15 protein-coding genes are annotated in these 17,091 nt (G+C 59.9%); 7 read left to right on the top strand and 8 right to left on the bottom strand.

Annotated features, from left to right (window positions below; translation table 11 throughout):
- Positions 1-8: 8 nt before the first annotated feature.
- Complete coding sequence (locus EYS21_RS03790; protein ID WP_131131821.1) at positions 9-1,724, bottom strand: IlvD/Edd family dehydratase; 1,716 nt, start codon at positions 1,722-1,724, stop codon at positions 9-11.
- Positions 1,725-1,891: 167 nt separating this feature from the next.
- On the opposite strand from EYS21_RS03790, the gene EYS21_RS03785 reads away from it, so the two are divergent.
- The 4 genes from EYS21_RS03785 to EYS21_RS03770 are packed head-to-tail and all read left to right on the top strand — an operon-like array spanning position 1,892 to position 5,570.
- Positions 1,892-2,665, top strand: a complete 774-nt coding sequence (locus EYS21_RS03785; RefSeq protein WP_131131820.1) for an IclR family transcriptional regulator — start codon at positions 1,892-1,894, stop codon at positions 2,663-2,665.
- 48 nt (positions 2,666-2,713) lie between these two features.
- Positions 2,714-3,574, top strand: a complete 861-nt coding sequence (locus tag EYS21_RS03780) for a fumarylacetoacetate hydrolase family protein (RefSeq protein ID WP_131131819.1) — start codon at positions 2,714-2,716, stop codon at positions 3,572-3,574.
- A 2-nt stretch (positions 3,575-3,576) separates the two neighbouring features.
- Positions 3,577-4,593: an alcohol dehydrogenase catalytic domain-containing protein gene (locus EYS21_RS03775; RefSeq protein WP_131131818.1), complete on the top strand. Its 1,017-nt coding sequence runs from the start codon at positions 3,577-3,579 to the stop codon at positions 4,591-4,593.
- A gap of 38 nt (positions 4,594-4,631) precedes the next feature.
- Positions 4,632-5,570: an SMP-30/gluconolactonase/LRE family protein gene (locus EYS21_RS03770; protein WP_131131817.1), complete on the top strand. Its 939-nt coding sequence runs from the start codon at positions 4,632-4,634 to the stop codon at positions 5,568-5,570.
- 64 nt (positions 5,571-5,634) lie between these two features.
- Here the strand turns inward: EYS21_RS03770 and EYS21_RS03765 are convergent, their stop codons facing one another.
- On the bottom strand, positions 5,635-6,408 hold the full coding sequence (locus EYS21_RS03765; RefSeq protein ID WP_131131816.1) for an IclR family transcriptional regulator: 774 nt from the start codon (positions 6,406-6,408) through the stop codon (positions 5,635-5,637).
- 181 nt (positions 6,409-6,589) lie between these two features.
- Here EYS21_RS03765 and EYS21_RS03760 point away from each other — a divergent pair, with 181 nt between their 5' ends.
- Positions 6,590-8,635: a beta-galactosidase gene (locus EYS21_RS03760; protein WP_131131815.1), complete on the top strand. Its 2,046-nt coding sequence runs from the start codon at positions 6,590-6,592 to the stop codon at positions 8,633-8,635.
- 120 nt (positions 8,636-8,755) lie between these two features.
- Here EYS21_RS03760 and EYS21_RS03755 read toward each other — a convergent pair whose 3' ends face one another.
- The gene (locus tag EYS21_RS03755; protein ID WP_131131814.1) at positions 8,756-9,595 is read right to left on the bottom strand and encodes a hypothetical protein; all 840 of its coding nucleotides are present in this window, start codon (positions 9,593-9,595) and stop codon (positions 8,756-8,758) included.
- Positions 9,596-9,916: 321 nt separating this feature from the next.
- Between EYS21_RS03755 and EYS21_RS03750 the strand changes: the two genes are divergently transcribed.
- Positions 9,917-11,695, top strand: a complete 1,779-nt coding sequence (locus EYS21_RS03750) for a Tat pathway signal sequence domain protein (RefSeq protein WP_131131813.1) — start codon at positions 9,917-9,919, stop codon at positions 11,693-11,695.
- Between the two features lie 404 nt (positions 11,696-12,099).
- Here EYS21_RS03750 and EYS21_RS03745 read toward each other — a convergent pair whose 3' ends face one another.
- A complete protein-coding gene (locus EYS21_RS03745; RefSeq protein ID WP_131131812.1) occupies positions 12,100-12,696 on the bottom strand; it encodes a TetR/AcrR family transcriptional regulator in 597 nt (198 codons plus the stop codon).
- 168 nt (positions 12,697-12,864) lie between these two features.
- On the opposite strand from EYS21_RS03745, the gene EYS21_RS03740 reads away from it, so the two are divergent.
- A complete protein-coding gene (locus EYS21_RS03740; RefSeq protein WP_131131811.1) occupies positions 12,865-13,944 on the top strand; it encodes an alkene reductase in 1,080 nt (359 codons plus the stop codon).
- Between the two features lie 277 nt (positions 13,945-14,221).
- On the opposite strand, the gene EYS21_RS03735 is transcribed toward EYS21_RS03740, so the two are convergent.
- From EYS21_RS03735 to EYS21_RS03720, 4 genes are all read right to left on the bottom strand, one after another.
- Positions 14,222-14,938 (bottom strand): flavin reductase family protein, encoded by a 717-nt coding sequence (locus tag EYS21_RS03735; RefSeq protein ID WP_131131810.1) that lies wholly within the window; start codon positions 14,936-14,938, stop codon positions 14,222-14,224.
- 155 nt (positions 14,939-15,093) lie between these two features.
- Entirely contained in the window at positions 15,094-15,711 is a 618-nt protein-coding gene (locus EYS21_RS03730; RefSeq protein WP_131131809.1) for a CGNR zinc finger domain-containing protein, read from the bottom strand.
- A 20-nt stretch (positions 15,712-15,731) separates the two neighbouring features.
- Positions 15,732-16,652, bottom strand: a complete 921-nt coding sequence (locus EYS21_RS03725; protein WP_131131808.1) for an alpha/beta hydrolase — start codon at positions 16,650-16,652, stop codon at positions 15,732-15,734.
- Entirely contained in the window at positions 16,645-17,082 is a 438-nt protein-coding gene (locus EYS21_RS03720; RefSeq protein ID WP_131131807.1) for a nuclear transport factor 2 family protein, read from the bottom strand. The genes EYS21_RS03725 and EYS21_RS03720 overlap by 8 nt, the downstream gene beginning before the upstream one ends.
- Between the last annotated feature and the right edge of the window lie 9 nt (positions 17,083-17,091).

Here is a 17,091-nt window from a genome sequence, read left to right as displayed (position 1 = left end):
GCGCAGACCTAATGGGATTCACGGGACACCTCCGGGCCAGATGCGCCAGTCAGGAAATCAAGGTCGACGCCGGTGTCAGCCTGAAGAACGTGGTCCACATAGAGCCGTTCCCAGCCACGGACGGGTTTGGCGTAACCCTCCGCTGCGGCATCGCTAGGGCGGCGCCCTGCCAGTTCTTTCGGCTCGGCTTCAATGTCCAAAGTCCGGTTCACGACGTCAAGACGGATCATGTCACCCGTCCGCACGATAGCCAGTGGGCCGCCGGCAGCGGCCTCCGGTGTCACGTGCAGCACCACGGTCCCGTAGGCGGTTCCACTCATTCGGCCATCACAGATACGGACCATGTCCCGAACGCCCTTCGCCAGCAGCTTCTTGGGCAGCGGCATGTTGGAAACTTCAGGCATTCCCGGATAGCCCTTAGGACCACAACCGCGCAGGATCAACACGGAGTTCTCGTCAACGTCGAGATCCGGGTCATCGATGCGGGCATGCATGTCTTCAATGCTGTCGAAGACAACTGCCGGCCCACGGTGCTCCAGCAGATGCGGCGAGGCGGCAGCTGGTTTGATAAGGGCACCGCCGGGGGCGAGGTTGCCGCGAAGGATGGCGATGCCGGCCTCCGGCAGCAGCGGGTTCCCCCTTGGGCGAATGACCTCTTCGTCCCAAATTCTGGCATCATCAAGGTAACTGACCAGCGGTTCTCCCGTAACAGTCAGTGCTTCAGGGTGCAGCAGGTCCTTGACCTCCCGCAGGACGGAAAGGAATCCACCGGCGCGGTGCAGGTCATCCATCAGATACCGTCCAGACGGCTGCAGGTTAACCAGCAAAGGAACTGAGGAGCCGACGCGGTCGAAATCATCAATGGACAATTCAACCCCCAGTCTTCCGGCAATCGCCAATAGATGCACGACGGCGTTGGTGGAACCGCCAATGGCGGCAAGTGCCACGATCGCGTTCAGGAATGACTCCCTCGTCAGCAGTTCCTGCGGAGTGCGTCCCTGGGCGACCATTTCCACAATCAACCGGCCGGTTTCATGGGACCCGGACAGGAGATTGCTGTCCACCGCCGGAGTTCCGGCCAGGCCGGGAAGTACCATTCCCAGTGCCTCAGCCACCAGCGCCATCGTGGAGGCAGTACCCATGGTGTTGCAGTGGCCGCGGCTTCTGATCATCGAGGACTCGGACTTCATAAAGTCCCTGTTGGAAAGTTCACCGCCACGGACTTCCTCGCTGAGACGCCAAACGTCCGTGCCGCAACCCAAGGCCTGGCCCCGGAAGGTGCCCGTGGCCATCGGCCCCCCGGGTACGACCACAGCAGGGATCCCTACCGAAGCGGCTGCCATAAGCAGCGCAGGGATGGTCTTGTCACAGCCGCCCAGGAGCACAACGCCATCAACAGGGTTGGCCCGAAGCATCTCTTCGGTGGCCATCGCTGACATGTTCCGCCACAGCATGGCAGTTGGCCGGACCTGGGTCTCCCCCAGGGACACAACAGGCATGTTGAGGGGAACGCCGCCAGCTTCCCAAATTCCCATCTTTACGTGCTGTGCCACTTCATCCAGATGTGCGTTGCAAGGGGTTAGATCCGATGCCGTGTTGGCGATAGCAATCTGGGGTTTTCCCTCAAACGAGTCTTCAGGGGTTCCTCTTCGCATCCAGGCGCGGTGGATATAAGCATTCCGGTCATTGCCGGAATACCACTGTGAGCTGCGTAGCTCGCCCATGAGCCTACTTTCCACTTGATGGATCTGCGTTCAACTATTCTGAATAGTAGAGACTAGCGCTCGTGACGGCAACCCACAGACTACAGCTTTCCAATTGGTGGATCATCAGTCTAATATTTTGAATAAGAGCCAGGGCGGGCCTGCCTCTTAGAGCAGAGAGGACGCCCATGGGAGAAGAGAAGCGGCTTGTAGGGTCTGATAGAGTGCTGGCCGTGCTCCTTGAGCTGGGTAACCACCCTCACGGGATAAGTCTGGAAAACCTGTCACGTCTCATCGACAGCCCAAAGCCGACCATCCACAGGGCGCTCGCATCCCTCCGCCGCAGCGGCCTGGCCACACAGGATTTCCACGGCCATTATCTCTTGGGCGACGAATTTCTGCGGATTGCGTTCACTCACCACGAGGCACGCCCTGATCATCTGCGCGCCCAGCCCATTCTGCAGCAGCTCTCGGACCACTTCGGCGAGACCGTTCATTATGCGGTCCTGGAAGGACGGGACGTTGTATACCGCTCAAAAGTGGACCCTCCCAGCGGCGCAATGAAACTGACTTCAGTCGTGGGAGGCCGCAACCCGGCCCATGCAACCGGGGTCGGAAAACTGCTGCTGGCTTATGCCCTTCCCGACGTCGATTCCATTACACAATGGATAGGTGACCGCCCCCTGGCTAAGCCGACGCGCAAAACACTGGCAACGCCGTCGGAACTGCACGCAGCCTTCAAGCAGATTCGTGAGCAGGGATACGCCGTAGATGATCAGGAAAACGAGCCGGGGCTGAACTGCATAGCACTGGCTGCGCATTTTTCGTCACCGACGAAGCCAAGCGGTGCCATCAGTATCAGCGCTCTCGCTCACCGGACACCCCTGAAGCGTCTTGTGGACGATCTTGATGCCATCCGGGCGATTGTTTCCGGCCGACCGCAGACCGGCACCGCCGCCTAACAACTGAACCAGCCCCAATTTGCCCTACTAAACCAGGAGTTTGTTGACATGTTCCTCATGCGCATCGGCCCAGCCGGCCGAGAGAAACCCATTGTCCGCGTCGACGAGAATACTTATGTAGATGTCTCTGATGTCGTTGTTGATTTCAACGAGGAGTTCTTCAGACAAAACAGGCTGCCGGAGTTGGCCCGCCTGGTCGCCGACAGGACGGCAGCAGGCGCTATTGCTGCCTTCGCCGGGGAAAGAATTGGGTCCCCCATTGCCCGCCCGCATCAAATCCTCTGCATCGGCTTGAACTACAGCGATCATGCGGCCGAGACGGGCCAGGCAGTTCCCGCCGAGCCCATCCTGTTTACGAAGTCACCCAATACGTTGGTGGGACCCTACGATGATGTCCGGATTCCGCGGGGGTCGACCAAACCTGATTGGGAAGTGGAGCTGGGGATTGTCATCGGCCAGCGCACGAGCTATCTGGACTCGGTTGAAGACGCCGCGAACGCTATTGCCGGCTACGTCCTGGTGAACGACGTCAGTGAGCGTGCGTTTCAGATGGAACGAGGCGGTCAATGGGCCAAGGGGAAGTCTGCCGAGACATTCAATCCTTGCGGCCCTTGGCTGGCCACGGCAGACGAGATCCACGACGTGAAGAATCTGGACATGTGGCTGGACATCAACGGAATTCGGCGCCAGACCGGATCAACATCGACCATGATTTTCGATCCGCACTTCATCGTGCATCACCTCAGCCAATTCATGGTGCTCGAGCCCGGAGACCTTATTAATACGGGCACTCCGCCAGGTGTGGGCATGGGCTTCACGCCACCGGTCTGGCTCCAGCCAAATGATGTCATGGAGCTCGGTATCAGCCAGCTGGGACAGCAACGCCAGCAAGTCATCGGCGCACGCTGACAATGCGGGCATTTATCGTCACCGGGCCAGGTGAAGCCGAAGTCCAAGACGTTGCATCGCCCAAGGCCGGGCCGGGCCAGGTCGTTGTTGATGTCAGCCGTGTCGGAGTTTGCGGCACCGACATCGAGCTCTTCACCGGCGAAATGGCCTATCTCAAAGAGGGCTTCGCAGCCTACCCCATCCAGCTAGGCCACGAGTGGTGCGGAACCATCGCCGCCGTCGGTGAAGGGGTAAGTAAGCAGCTTGTAGGCAAGAGAACCACCGGCGATACCATGCTCGGCTGCGGTTCCTGCCACCGATGCCTGACGGGACGGCATCACGTCTGCGACCTCCGCTACGAGGTAGGAGTCCGGAACGGATGGCCGGGGGCCTTGGCGGAACAGCTTGTCGTCCCTGCCAATTCCCTACATCTGTTGCCTGATTCTGTTGATGACGCGTCCGGGGCAATGGTCGAACCAGGCGGAAACGCCCTGCGCGCGGTCCAGGCCGCCAACCTTCAGCCCGGCGACCGCGTGCTTGTCACCGGTGCCGGTACCATTGGCCTCTTGGCGGCGATGTTTGCCAAGGCGGAGAAGGCAGAAGTTCACCTTCTGGGACGGTCTGCATCATCACTCGAATTCGCCCGGACCTTCGGCTTCGCCGGAGTCTGGTCAGGAGACGACCTTCCTGCCCTGCCCTTCGATGCCGTGATCGACGCCTCCAATGCGCCCTCGCTGCCCGCTGCGGCTCTGAGGCTCGTTGAACCGGGCAAACGCGTGGTTTACGTGGGTTTGTCCGGCACCCCAAGCCTCATCGACACCCGGGACTTGGCTCTGAAGGACGTGACCGCCGTCGGAATCCTCGGGGCATCCGGCGGTCTTGCAGAAACTATCCAGCGATTCGCTGACGGCTCACTCGACCCGCGGCCCCTGGTGCACTCCACAGTCGGACTTGAAGGGCTCGCCGATGCATTCGCCGGGAAGAAGACACCCCAGGCGGGCCCCGGCCCCAAACTCCAGGTCGATCCACGCCTCCCCTAGCAGAGGCGCCCGTGCCGACGAGCGCTAAGAAGGAAACCATGACACTATACGCGCGTGCAGCGACCGCAAGCCGGGACCTTCTCGGGGAAGGCGTCCTGTGGGACGACCGCACCCAGGAAATCGTCTGGGTGGACATCCTCAACGGAAAAATCAACCGGGGGATGCTTTCGAATGATGAAGTCATAGTGACGTCAACACTGACCCTAGGCGGCTTCGTGGGAGCTGTAGCGCTCTCCGAGGACGGCGGCATGCTCGCTGCCGGAAAGCGTTCATTGGTGTCAATTTCACCTGAGGGAGAAGTTTCGACCGGACCTGATCTTTTCGGTGACCGAACTGACGTCCGCTGGAACGACGGCGCGGTAGATCCTCAGGGCCGATTCATTATCGGCTCCCTGTCCCTGAACGACCCGGAAAGAAAGGAAATTCTTCTCCGGATTGATCCTGATGGCCGCAGCCAGGTTCTTCGCTCACGCATTTCCCTGTCCAACGGAATAGGGTTCTCCCCTGACGGCGGAACCGTTTATCATGTTGACAGCCTCGTCGGAACGGTCAGCTCGCATTCCTACGGGCCAGGCGATTTTGACCACGAGGAAGCATGGACCGAGGTAATTACTGGTTTTGAAGGCACTCCCGATGGGCTGACAGTTGATGACCAAGGCAACCTTTGGATTGCCTCGTGGGGCGCCGGCGTCGTGCGTCAATACACGGCGGACGGCACCGCCCTGCAAACAGTGAAAGTCAACGCCCCTCAGACGACGTGCCCGGCCTTCGTCGGAACGGACCTGGATGTTCTTGCCATCACGTCAGCAACCACGGGGCTGGCCCATCCCGAACGGGATGAATCCGGTTTCCTGCACCTGGCCCGCCCAGACGCCACGGGCCGCCAAACACTTCGATGGGCAGGGTCGACGCGTTCCCCCTACTGGAGCTCTCAACAGGCAGCCACTGTACCGAACGTCCCCTCGCCCAAACACTAGGAACGAATGACCCTGGACGGCTTGGAAGATCCTCAGCTGCAGCCAGTGTGTCTCCGGGACATTCCTAGGCCGCGGGGATTGCCTGTGTCTCGGCGATGATTGCCCGAATGGTTGGAACCTCGTCGATCAGTTTTTCGAGCGGAAGGCGGAAAGCGAGAGCACTTACGCTGACAGCTCCAATTTGGGGAGTTCCCAGGTCAGCCAGTACTGCGACGCAGTTCAACCCGATCTCATTTTCCTGGTCGTCGATGGCATAGCCTCGGTCGCGGGTCGCTTCCAGCTCCGCCCAGAGTGAAGGAATTGTCGTGATGGAGTTGGGCGTTCGGGCTTCCAGTGGCTGCCCTCCCAGCCACTCGACCAGTTCCGCCTCGCTGTTTACCTCACGGCTGAGAAGCATCTTTCCCACCGCTGTTCGATGGGCTGGATTGCGTCCTCCCACTTCCGAGGTCAGACGGACGGAACCCACAGGTGGGTCAACTTTGGCACGATAGACAACCTCGGTTCCTGCCAGAACTGCGTAATGGGCTGTCTCCCCATACTGCTGGGCCAGCTTTTGGAGAGCAGGTTCGATGCGTATCGCATCGGGTTTGGCAGAGTGGTGGCGGAAAGCCAAGCGAATAAACTCATCCCCCAATACGTAGACTCCGCGGGATACCTGCTCGGCAAGATGCGCGCGGCGAAGGGCGGAGAGCGCTCGATGAACGGTCGGTTTTGAGCTCTGCAGCCGCTGGGCCATCTCGTCCAACGTAACCCCTTGGGGATGGCCTGCTAGATCTATGAGTACGGCAAGCACCCGGTCAGCACCAACCAGCTTCTCATCCTCGTGTTGCTCGCTCATCTCAGCTCTCCATGCCTTTTGTCGTTTATTGGAACAGCTTACCGCGCCTTCGTTCCGGGGGGCGATGGCGAACGGGAGTGGGGATTCCAATTATGGGAACTTTATTCCAAAGATATTGACCGTAGCCGGGCCGACCCATAAAGTAGCTTCGGCGCCTGATGACTAGCGACAGGGAAACCTTATGTATTACGGCGGAGACTACAACCCTGAGCAATGGCCAGAGGAAGTCTGGAAAGAAGACGTACGACTCATGCGTGAGGCCGGTGTTACAGTCGTCAGCCTCGGCATTTTCGCTTGGGCACGCATTCAAGAAGACGAAGGGGCCTTTGATTGGGAATGGCTCGATCGCGTCGTCGACCTGCTTCATGAGAACGGCATCCAGGTCAATATGGGAACCGCCACCGCGTCACCACCGCCCTGGGCGACAACCAAATATCCTGAGATGTTGCCGAAGGATGCTAATGGAGCCATCTACGGCCCCGGAAGCCGCCAGCACTTCGCTCCCACGTCGCCGGTGTACCGGCGTCTGGCAGTAGAGTTGGTCCGTGAACTGGCAGCCCGGTACGCGCACCATCCGGCGGTAGTCATGTGGCACGTCAACAATGAGTATGGCTGCCACGTGAACTATGACTACTCGGACAACGCCCGTGATGCGTTCCGGGTGTGGTTGCAGACAAAATACGGGACGATCGATGCCTTAAACGAGGCGTGGGGAACAGCGTTCTGGTCACAGATCTATACCTCCTTCGATCAGGTTTTTCCGCCACGAAAAGCACCTTATAGCCTCAATCCAGGCGGTGCGCTTGATTTTAAGAGATTCACATCCGACGCCGCGCTTGAGCTTTACGTTATGGAACGGGACATCATCAGGGCTGCAGGAGCAACACAGCCCATCTCTACCAACTTCATGGGTCCCTTCCATCCGTTGGACTATTGGCGGTGGGCGGACGAGATCGACATCATCACCAACGACAATTATCCCGACCCCAACGATCCTGAGTCTTTCCGTTCATCCGCCTTTGCGCTGGACCTGATGCGTTCGCTCAAGCCTGGGGTGCCTTGGCTACTGATGGAACAGTCAACGGGTGCGCTCAGTTGGCGCCCTTCCAACGCCCCTAAAGCTCCAGGTCAGATGGAAGCACTCTCGGCCCAAGCCATCGGACATGGCGCAGACGGAGTCCTGTTCTTCCAGTGGCGGCAGTCACGGCGAGGAAGCGAGAAGTTTCATTCCGCCATGCTTCCCCAAGCGGGGACGCAGACACGGACTTGGCGTGAAGTAACCAGGCTGGGTGAGACGCTCAAAGAATTCCCCCAGCTTGCCCCCGAAAGTCACGCCAAGGTGGGCGTGGTTTTTGACTGGGAAAACTGGTGGGCCTTGGCACATACGGACCAGCCCGTAGCACTGGACTATGGCCGCCTTGTTCAACGATGGTACGCGGCACTACACGCGCAGCATGTGTCGATCGACCTCGTAAAGCCGACGGGAGATCTGTCGTCATATTCCCTCGTTGTTGCCCCGCAGCTCTACCTGCTAAACGATGCAGGTTCCGAGAACCTTTCTTCTTACGTCCGCCAGGGCGGTCACTTGCTCGTGTCCGCATTTACGGATGTTGTAGACCAGAATGATGCTTTTCGGGAGGGTGGCTACCAGGTCGGACTACGGCAAGTGTTGGGAGTGACCGTGGAGGACTTCGGAGCACTCGTGGCTCCTTCCAGTGACACTGGACTGCGGTCCGTTGGAGACTCAACCAAAGGCGGATCCGGTATCGGTCCAGGGCAATCGCATGCGTCGGTCACGGGACCCTTCGGCACTCTCCGCGGAGAGTACTTTTGCGAGGAGCTGCGTGTTTTAAGTGCGGACGTTATCGGCACCTTTACCGATGGCCGTCTGAAAGGAGCGCCAGCATTAACGCAGCAGGCATACGGCGCCGGTCGAGGAACTTACTTGGCAACCATCCCGGATGACGCAGGGATGCTCTCGGTCACGTCATGGGCCCTGGCGGAGGCTGGGGTGCAGCCAGAACTCAGCGGTCTATCTCCCTGGGTTGAAGTAGCACGGCGGGGCGATGTGCTGACCCTAATCAACCACGGCACCGAAACCGCAACTGTCAGGGTGACCGGGGAGAACGTACTTTCCGGGAATCCAGTGAACGGCATCGAGCTGGAAATGTTTGAGTGGGTTATGGTCCGCCTCTCCAATAAAACAGTCTCTGGGGCCGTTCGGTAAGTGAGATTCAGGAACGGCGGCACGTGTTCGCCCTTGGCCACCCCCATATCCGACAAATGAGTGAGCGGTGGAACAGAGGCAAACCTGAAGCAGGTAAATGACCGGGCTTTCTCGTATCCGTTATTCGGTCAGCTTCAAACGAATGATTGAAATGAGACTGCGGCCCGGTGCGAGGATGTGGGGCCCCAGACCGACAGGTGGATGGCCTGAGGGGTGCGAGGCGGGTTCAATTCCCACCCCGTCAACGCGACCGTACCAAGGGCTGCCAGCCATGTGTTGTCGTTCCTGCCAAACATAGGCATGCGGCAGCACTGAAGCATCCCAGCTCAGCTCCAGCGTCTGGCGCAGAAGCGGCAGGGCGACTACACATCGCCCGTCGCTCCCGTCGATGTCCGAAAACCCTGATGCTTGCGAAGGCATTACAGGCCGTCGATGATTTGAGGCCGCCCCAAATCGGAGTTCTTGGCCGCTTAGAAACTCTCCATTCAGGACAGGATGTTCTACCCATCCGAATCGCACTGGAGCATCAACCAGGTTCTTTACCTCCTGCCTCACGGACACGGTCGATGCATCGATTCGGGTTGTCCGGATTAGCCGCAGAGGTACGGATTCCAGGTCGACCGTCGCCTGTATGTCGGTGCCGTCGGATTTGATGGACCAGTGTCTACGAGGCGCCTCTCCGTGGAATGGGTGCGCGACACCGTCGACGACCAGCGGCTCCCCAGCGTGAGGGATCAAAACGTGCCAACCGCTTGCGAATCGGCGAAGCCATTGTTCTTCCTTGCGATCCTCGTCCGTGTCAGCCTCTGGGGCACCCGTCCAATCCGCCAGTGCGAGCAATTCAAGACCTGATTGCCGGTGAAAGATGGAGGAAATGCGGGCGCCGACATCCTCGACGCGTACCTTGAGGGCATCACTGCTTAGTTCGAAGCTCCGAGGCGTTGGCGTTGTACTCTGCATAAATCTTTCCTTCCGATAGGTCTAGTTAGGTGCCCTCGATCCGCCATCCGTGGAATCCATTGAACTCACCTTGGAGAGCTACAGGCAACCATTTCAATATACGGAACTTCTTTCCAAATCCGTTGACGAATCACCCCGAGGTGGTTATGGTCTTCCTCAGGTGTAACACCACCGGCCCCTCAGCAATGGCTCGACCATTGAGCAATAACCGGAAACCAGTCGCTCCTGCGCGGCGCGCTGAATGACGTTCCGGACGAATGCTCGCGAAATGGCACGACCCTGAATCTTCGGGATGCAACCACCAATGAAGCTGGAGAAGCTATGAAGCCACTCATCACTGCCGCCTTAACCGGCGTCTTAGTCCTGGGAGCCGCTGCACCGCTGGCAACCGCGGCCGAGCCTGTCGCGCAGTGCTCAGCAAGTAGGCCAGGAGGCCCGTTTGCCGTCGACGCTATATGCGTTGACCCCACTTACAGCAATCCCGTCATCGACAAGAGAACCAGTAGCGGTGGCCTGCTACTGGTCGAGGGACATTTCGAGGGACCGGGGACAACGTTCAAGATCTTCCTGCCTCCGAAAGGCGAGTGGGAGGGGCGGTTCTTTCAGTTCACTTATCCCGTTAATGGCCAAGAACCGGTCGATAACGTTCAATTCGGCGCCGCTCACGGCGGCTACACGGTCCAGACTGATGGGGCGCTGGGTTACCGGCACAGTGCGGCAGCGGCCAAGTTTGCCAGAACAGTGGCAGCGGAATACTACGGCGTGAAGTCCGAGAATATCTATGGATATCTCTACGGCTGGAGTGGCGGCTCGTACCCGACGGTCGGTGCCATCGAGAACACCCGCGATGTTTGGCAGGGTGCTGTTCCGATTGTTCAGGGCATCCCGACATCATCGGCAGCCAACTTCACCAGCAGGGCATTCGCGGCTTTCGTCCTTCAGGACAAGAAGGATCAGATCGTTGACGCTCTCCGCCCGGGTGGCAGCGGGGACCCCTACGTGGGACTGGATGCGGTCCAAAGAGCCGCGCTCGAAGAAGTCACTCGACTGGGCCTTCCGCTGGAGTCGTGGGAAGACTTCGACTACGTCGCTAATCCTGGGGGCCTCCCATCGACCGCGGCCTTCGTTCAGGGCTTCGACACGTCGTATGTCGAAGACTTCTGGACGAAGCCCGGCTATCTCGGAACGGAGGATTCGCCCCTCGGAGACCTTTTCCGCGCCGCCCTCGCCCAGGATCCGAGTCGGCGGAGTCATCTCGCTCTCATTGCCAACCACCGCTACACGCTTCCTGAACAGGAGAGCGCCATCCCAGGGTTTGATCAGTATCGGAGCCCAGATGGCACCCCGCTGTATCCCCAGCGACCGTTCTCTCCAGGCCCCTTCCTAGCGAACCTTTTGACAGGCGGTGGTTCGTTCAGCGGCAAAATAACAGGAAAGGTCATTGCCCTGGACTCGACCCTGGATTCGGACGCCTTCCCGGTACATGCTGCATGGTACGCCAACCGCGTGGCAGCCGCCATGGGCAGTGAAGCAAAAGATTCGTATCGTCTCTGGTACACCGATAACGCCGACCACGGTCCGTTCAACAGGCCCGGGCAGACCAGTCGCCTTGTGGGTTACATGCCGGTCATCTATCAGGCGCTCGAAGACGTCGCCGCTTGGGCCGAGGAAGGCATAGCACCCCCGAACTCAACCCAGTACAAAGTCACCGCGGACAGCCAGATAGTGCTCCCCGGAAACGCAGCCGCCCGTGCGGGCATTCAGCCCGTTGTAGAACTTTCCGGCCGCGGGGGAAGCGACCGCATTGAGGTCGTAGAAGGTGCCGAAACCGACCTTCAGGCGAAGATCCAAGTGCCCCCGGGCACGGGAAAGGTTGTGTCAGTCGAGTGGGACTTTGAAGGCGATGGGACCTTTGAGCCGGCAACATTTACGGCGGACAAGGACACGCTGGTAGTGCGAGCCACCCATAAGTTCAATACGGCGGGTACCTACTTTCCGAGTATTCGCGTGGGCTCGGAGCGTGAAGGCAACGCAACGGACAAATTCAACATCATTCAGAACGTAGACCGAGTTAGGGTTGTCGTCACCCCGGCACAATGAGACTCAACACTTGGGAGGTTGGAAATAGGCGCGAGGAGAGGCGCGCCGGCCGGAAGAGCGGGGCCGGATAAGGCTGGTCCTGCGTGAGGACGCGCAACGGGTATTAGTGTACGTAAAGGCGCTGGCCGGAGACTTGTTAGCTCCGGGCAGCGCCTTTGCTCTTCTGACCTAACATCCAGGCGCACGTTTGCGGATTCGATGACGGATCTCTTCCGTTCGTGGCGGGAACGGGCTGGCCGGCGCCCGTCACGGAACTTTGTTGATCTTGCAAACACTGCGCTGGCTCTCCGGTAGGGGCAGCCCATGTTGCGAGCGTTGCTCTGCGACGCCTTGCAAGCTTTCTTGGCTCCAAGAGTTCGGGGGCCATGTGTTCTGCATACGCGAATTTTGTGGAACGAACAGAATTAGTCTGGTATTAGTACCGCTATCTGGCGCCGGATCTCGTCGACTAGCCCAGGTGGATCTAGCGCGAGATTCCTGGCGGCGGCGAGCGTAACGAACATGACCGATGAGATGTTCTCGGCAAGCGTGGCGGGATCGGCGATCCTCTCGCTTCGTCGCAGCACGGTGGCGATCGCATCTTCCATGACGGCAACGACACTGAGGGCCTCCGCATGGTGGGGCTCGTTGGCATCTCCGAAGAGCATCTCACGGAGGTAACTTCGGCCATTGTCGATCCGCTCGCGGTTGAATGCCACGACAGGTCGGACAATGGCCAGGAGGCCATCCATAGTTCCGGTGACACCTTCTGACGCCGCTCTGCCCTCCTCCACTGCGGTCCGGAAACGAGCGGTCTGCACCAAAAGGAGCAGTTCACCCTTGTTCCTGGCGTAGAGGAAGAGCGTGCCTGAGCCGATACCGGCTTCGGCGGCTACCTGGTGGGTTGTGACGTCGTCAAGGCCATGGGCATCAAACAACCTACTGGCCGCGGCCATGATCCGAGCCAGTTTTTGCTGCTTGTTCTGCTCACGCCGACCGACCGGCTGGGGCGCCTCGGGCATGGTTGCCATTCTACTGTAGAACATGACCATGGTCAGTTATCGGAATAAAACCTGACCATGGTCAGTTATTGGATGACAGCACCGCCTAAGCGATCCCGCAATTACCCTGCGGGCACATCCGCTCCGAAAGCCGTGGTGTCAGCCGTTCAATCCAAAGGACCCTTCCTCATGACCTCTTCATCAGCCCTCTGGCAGCCATTCACCCTCGGTCGGGTGGAGCTCCCCCACCGCCTGGCGATGGCACCGATGACACGCAACCGCGCCAACGCAGACGGCACACCTGGCGACCTGGCCGCCGAGTACTACGGACAGCGCGCTTCCCTGGGACTGATCATCACCGAAGGCACCCAGCCTTCCGAAGACGGCCAAGGCTGGTTCCATACTCCAGGCATCTACACACCCGAACAGGTGGAGGGGTGGCGCGGTGTTGCCGATGCGGTCCACGCCGGCGGCGGAACGCTCTTCATCCAACTCATGCATGCCGGCCGGATGTCGCATCCCGACAACACTCCTCATCGCCGCCAGCCCGTGGCGCCGTCTGCCATCAACGCCGGCCAGGACATGCCCACTGCGACCGGCATGCAGAGGACCCCGACTCCGCGGGAACTGAGCACGGACGAAGCCCAAGGGATTATTGCCGAGTTCCGCCACGCCGCAGCTTCGGCGATCGCAGCCGGAGCCGACGGCGTTGAACTGCACGCAGCCAACGGTTACCTACTTCACCAGTTCCTCGCCCCGAACTCCAACCAGCGCAGCGACCAATACGGCGGATCCGTCGAAAACCGGTCCCGGTTCGTCGTCGAGGTGGCCCGCGCAGTGGCCGACGAAATCGGCGCCGACCGGACCGGCATCCGCATCTCCCCCAGCTTCCCCCTCGGAGGCCTCGAGGAGGGCGACACAGACACGGTCCGTACACAGTACCTCCACCTCGTGGGCGAACTCGCGCCGTTGAACCTGGCGTACCTGCACGTGTTCCACGCCGGGGATGATGAGATGCTCCGCTCGATCCGCTCCGCCTGGCCCACTGCCATCCTGATCCTCAAGTACGGACGCACAGTGGAGCAGCTCGCCGACTACATCGAAGCAGGGCTGGCAGACATCGCCCCGGTAGGGCAGTTGGCACTGGCCAACCCCGACCTCGTTGACCGGCTGCGCTATGACGCTCCACTGAACGAAGCAGACCCCACCACGTTCTACGGCGGAGACGCCACCGGCTACACCGACTATCCGGTGGCAGAACTCGTCTAAGCCCCTGAGCGCATGGGCCTTCCGCTCGGCGAAGACATCGCCGGGCGGGAGGCTTTCGTCCCCGGGAGAAAACATTCTGCCATTGCAGCCGTTCATACCAGCCCCGAGAACCGGCCAGGTGGCAGTTACCCAAGCCTGCGATAAGTCCTACAACATCCGGCCCGTCGCTGGTCCACTGACATCGGCATAGTTCGAGTATCACCAAAGGGCCGGTCGTCGTCGTTCGGCATGTTGCGTCGGACCATTGAGTCCGGGGCGACGGACGTCCCCAGGGTAGTTACTCAGAAGGCTTGGTGGATCCTGACGGGGACCAGAGAGGGGTGTCAATTGGGGAGAAGTTGGTGTCGAGCCCGTCGATACGCCGCATTCGGGTGCCGTTGACTGATGCCAGGATCTCTTCGGGAAGTGGAGTGGTGAACGCGTTTTCAACGTACGTGTATTCGGCGGCGAGCCGGCCTATCGGCGAGAGCGCGGCGGTGTCGATGCGTCCGCGTTCGAGGTAGAGGTCGTCTCGTACGTGGAAGCGCACTATGGTCCCCCAAACCACATTTTCCGTTTCACTGACTGGGATGATCCTGTTTACCTTGCATTCATAGGCAATCGGGGCCGTCGCTACGCGCGGCACGGAGATGGCCTCGCATTCAGCTTTTTCGAGGCCAAGAAGATCGAACTCGTCCTCTTCCGGTGCGAACTCATATGCAGAACGGTGCACGGCATCGGAATTGGGAACGGTGGCCATGTTGACCACGAATTCCCCGGTATCGCGGATATTCGTGAAGGTGTCTTTGAGGGACACGCCGTCAGCGCGGGGCTGCAGGGAAATCGAGATCATGGGCGGGCGGCGGCCGACAGCTGTGAAAAACGATATGGGGGCGATGTTCGCGATCCCTTGGGGGGAGATGGTGCTCACCCACGCGATGGGGCGAGGCAAGATCGATCCGATCAGCAGTTTGTAGGCCGCTTCTTCGGAGAGGGATTCGGTGGAGATGATCATGGTCAATGGCTTTCTAGCTAGACGGCGCAGAGCAGCGCCTGCTTGGAATTGGCAGAGCAGGGTGCGTGTGAATGTTGATGTGTCAGCTGTAATGGGAGCGCCCAACGGAATGGATGCAACAGATGCAGGGAAGATCAGGGATCGCCTGGTTGGGTCTAGTTGGCTGCTGAGCGTTCCCTGAAGGCTCGTACGTTGGCGCGGTTGCCGCAGAGCTTGACGTCATGCCAGACGGCGCTGTTGTTGTTGGAGCGGTCGAAGAAGACGGCGTCACACGTCTCGCTCTTGCATGACTTCATGCGCCGTAGGATGCCTTCGAGTTGACCTTGGTGGCAGATCAGCAGCAGCGCCGTCTCGAAGTACTTCCAGCCCTCCCCGTCGGGGCGGAGCTCGATGCCTTTGGCGGAAACGGTCATGAGGGGACGGTAGGTGTGGTTGTCCCGGCCGGGTCCGCTGACTGTTTCGGAGTGGGAGTGACCGAAGAGGCCTTCAAACAGGTCGTCTCTGAAGGCCAGCAGAGCTTTCCGGTCCCTTTCGGTCAACCTTGGCAGGGTTTTCGCCCAGCCCAGGTCGTCGATGGAGATCCACTGCTCGATCACCTTGTCGGCCCATTCCTGGGCGGAACTCAAGGTGGCCAGCAGATCAGGCGGGGCTACAGTTCCCTCTGTAATGGTGTTGAGGAAGTCCTGAACGAGACCAAGGTTTCCGGGCGCGACAGACAGCCCGTATCGGGTTGTAGCGGGCCAAGCCATGTAGCGTCCGGATCCTTGGGGCATGATGAGCAGTTCTCCTTAGTCTACTTGTCCGGCATTAGGTGCTTGGTAAACCATTGCAGGGCTGCAGTGGAGGTTGCTTCGAATTCTCCGAGGTAGGCGTCAAAGTGTCCTCCGGGAAAGACCAGCAGTTCTTTGGGTGGGAGGGCGCGTTGGTAGGCCTCCAGGGCTAGGTCAGTGGGGGTCACCGTGTCGTTGTCCCCGACGATCATGAGAAGAGGGGTCGGTGAGATGCGTCCTATGTAGATCCCAGGCTCGTAGGCTCGGGCCGCTCTCGTTGAGCGTACGGTGACGTTGTTCTCCCAGAGTCCGTCGGGGATGGGTTGCAGGTAGAACGATACGGCTTCCGGATCCGTGTAGCTTGCAGGAACGGATCCATCGGAGACCAAGGCAATGCGGTGTGGTTCCTCGCCTGCGAGTTGCGCCCGGTCATCGGCCGCGAACGAGGCCTCCAATGCTGCAAGGTTGGTTGGGTTCACCCGCCGGAGTCCTTGCTGGTAGCCGCTAATGGTGGGGACCTGTGAGACGATCGCTTTCAACCGGGGCTCGGTGGCGCCGAGGACGAGTGCGTGGCCTCCCGAGTAGCTTGAGCCCCACAGGCCGATCCGTTCCTGGTCGACTTCCGGCCGGGATTGGAGGTAGGTGATGGCCCTGCGCCAATCTTCGACTTGCTGCCAGGGGTTGATGTCCTGGCGGGGTGTTCCGTCGCTTTCTCCGAATCCCCGGTGATCGTGGAAGAGCACGACGAAACCGGCGTTGGCGAAGGCTTCAGCATAAGGCAGGGCGCCCTGTTCTTTGACCCCTCCGTACCCCATGGACAGTGTTAGTGCCGGATGCGGGCCGTCACCTGTGGTGGGGATGTAGAGGTTGCCCCGGAGCTCAACGTTGCCGTCGGCGCGGAAGCCGACCCGTTCGATCGTGAATTTGTCCTGGGCTTTAGTCATCGGCACGGAAGTGTCCTGATTCGAGCTTGCCCTGGGTTCGGCGGTTCATTTCACCCGAGAACTCCAGGAGTGCCGCGAGGGGGCGGTGGCTGATTGAAATGTGTTGGATGAGTCCTTCGTCGTTCCGGGTAAGTACCGTCACGCCGGAGAACTGGACTCCGGAGGCGCCGGTGGCTTTCCATTCCACGTAGGTCCGGGGACCGTTCGTGGCCTCGTGGGTGAACTGAAGCGCTTGGTAGTAGTTGCTGGCTGTGGACATCACGGTCTTTACGTCGGAGCGGCCCTTGACGGGGACCAGGAGGGCCGCTGCCTCAAGGACAACGTCATCTGCGAACGCTTCTCCGAAGGCTTCCGCGGATTTGGCTGCGAACGCGCCGGTCCAGCTTTCCTCAGTGACTTCGTCTGTTTTGATGTTGTTTGTCGGGGTCATTGTTCTTGA

This window comes from Arthrobacter sp. S39, assembly GCF_004320525.1.
In the GTDB taxonomy this organism is placed as follows: Bacteria; Actinomycetota; Actinomycetes; order Actinomycetales; family Micrococcaceae; genus Arthrobacter.
Note: the sequence above shows the minus strand (reverse complement) of the source record. Positions and strands in the feature narration are given on the sequence as shown.